The organism is Aeromicrobium sp. (genome assembly GCF_036676885.1).
GTDB lineage: Bacteria > Actinomycetota > Actinomycetes > Propionibacteriales > Nocardioidaceae > Aeromicrobium.
Window position 1 is genome coordinate 1 of the sequence record NZ_JAKFCB010000381.1, and the last position, 2,150, is coordinate 2,150.

Annotated in this window: 2 protein-coding genes; both read left to right on the forward strand. The window is 71.3% G+C overall.

Features of this window, described 5'->3' with window-relative positions:
• The coding region (mnmA, locus tag V6M46_RS18170; protein WP_332667687.1) for a tRNA 2-thiouridine(34) synthase MnmA at nucleotides 1-819 on the forward strand (819 nt) is incomplete at its 5' end.
• 187 nt (nucleotides 820-1,006) lie between these two features.
• A complete protein-coding gene (locus V6M46_RS18175) occupies nucleotides 1,007-1,972 on the forward strand; it encodes a methionine synthase (protein WP_332667689.1) in 966 nt (321 codons plus the stop codon).
• Nucleotides 1,973-2,150: the final 178 nt, after the last annotated feature.

Consider the following 2,150-nt stretch of genomic DNA (forward strand, 5'->3'; position numbering starts at 1 on the left):
GCCGGCCGTACGCCCAACCCGTGCCTGCGCTGCAACGAGAAGATCAAGTTCGCCGCGGTGCTCGACCGCGCGCTGGCGCTGGGCTTCGACGCGGTCGCGACCGGGCACTACGCGCAGCTCGAGACCGCCGCCGACGGCACGATCGAGATGCACCGCGCGATCGACATGGGCAAGGACCAGTCGTACGTGCTCGGCGTGCTGACGCAGGAGCAGCTGGCGCACTCGCTGTTCCCCCTCGGCGACACGACCAAGGACGTCGTCCGTGCCGAAGCAGCGCGGCGGGGCATCCAGGTCGCGCAGAAGCCCGACAGCCACGACATCTGCTTCATCCCCGACGGCGACAACGCCGGCTGGCTCGGCGAGAAGCTCGGGCCCAAGCCCGGCACGATCGTCGACGAGGACGGCGCCGTCCTGCGCGAGCACGACGGGGCGTACGCCTTCACGATCGGCCAGCGACGCGGGCTGCGGCTCGGTGTGCCGGCCGACGACGGCAAGCCGCGCTTCGTGCTCGACATCGAGCCGGTCAGCGGCACCGTGACGGTCGGCTCCCGCGAGTCGCTCGTGGTCGATGCGCTCGACTGCATCAAGCCGCTGTGGTGCGGCACGGCTCCGGCCGGCTCGCTCGACTGCACGGTCCAGCTCCGCGCGCACGGCGACGAGCACCGCGCGACGGTGCACGTCAGCGGCGACGACGTACGCGTCGAGCTCCATGACCCTGCCAGCGGCATCGCGCCGGGACAGGCGTGCGTGATCTACGACGCCACCCGCGTCGTCGGCTCGGCCACCATCAGTCGTACCGCCCGGGTGGCGGTGAGTTAGCGTCCACCGTGCGTCGCGGGCGGTGAGTTAGCGTCCACGGTGCGTCGCGGGCGGTGAGTTAGCGTCCACCTTGACCCCTCAAGTGGACGCTAACTCACCGCTCCCGGTTGCAAGTGGACGCCAGGTCACCGCTCACGGTTGCGGGTGGACGCCAAGTCACCGCTCCAACGTCAGACGAAGGAATCACATGAGCATCGCCACCGGTATCGGCTCGATGCCGGGCACCGACTTCGCCGAGTCTCTGCGCCTCGTGATGGGGGAGGTCGGCGACTTCGTGTACGTCCCCGAGCTCCCGGCGCGCGGTGTGCACGCCGGCATGATCGGCCGCACCCTCGCGGTGCTGGACGGGCTCGACGCCGACCTGCAGCCCGATGGCTGGCGCGTCGGCGTGGGGGAGGGCAGCGACCTGCGCCGCGCGCGCTCGTTGCTCGCCCAGGACCTCGACGTAGCCGAGGAGCTCGCCGGTACGCACGAGGGTCCGCTCAAGCTCCAGGTCACCGGGCCGCTGACCCTCGCCGCGTCCGTCGAGCGCCCGCGTGGCGACAAGATGCTCGCCGACCACGGCGCCCGGCGCGAGATCGCCGAGTCGCTCGCGGAGGGCCTCCGTACGCAGGTCACCGGCGTGCGCCGGCGCTTCCCGCATGCTGACCTCGTCGTGCAGGTCGACGAGCCGTCGATCGTCGCGGTCCTCACCGGCGGCATCCCGACGGCCAGTGGATTCTCCCGGCATCGCAGCGTCCACCCGCCGGAAGCCGATGCGCTCCTGCGCCTCCTCGTCGACGCGATCACGGGGTCCGGAGCGCGGGCGGCGGTGCACTCGTGCGCGCCGGACGTACCGGTCGAGCTGCTCGTCGGCGCCGGCTTCACCGCGATCTCGTTCGACCTCTCGCTGGCCCGACCTGACGACGTGTGGGCCGAGTCGTTCGAGAAGGGCGTCGACCTGTGGCTCGGCGTCGTCCCGTCGACCGACACGACGGGCGTCACCGACAAGGCGTTGGCGACTCGCGTGGAGACCTTCTTCGGGCGCTTCGGATTCGACGAGGAGGCGTACGCGGACCGGCTCGTCGTCACTCCGACCTGCGGGCTGGCCGGGGCGTCGCCCGCGTGGGCGCGCCAGGCGTTGGCGCTCGCACAGCGCGTGGCGGCAGGCTGACGCAGGTATGGCGCCGAGTGTCGCCGGGCGGCGATAAAGTCGACGCATGGCGACCGATGACGACCTGAGGCAGCGGCACAAGGAGCTCGCCGAGACGATCGAGGAGCATCGGCAGCGCTATCACCGCGACGACGCCCCGGTCATCTCCGACTACGACTACGACCAGCTGATCCGCGAG

Coding starts and splice junctions, on each gene's coding strand:
- V6M46_RS18175 (WP_332667689.1), top strand. CDS start 1,007: ATGAGCATCGCCACCGGTATCGGCTCGATGCCGGGCACCGACTTCGCC.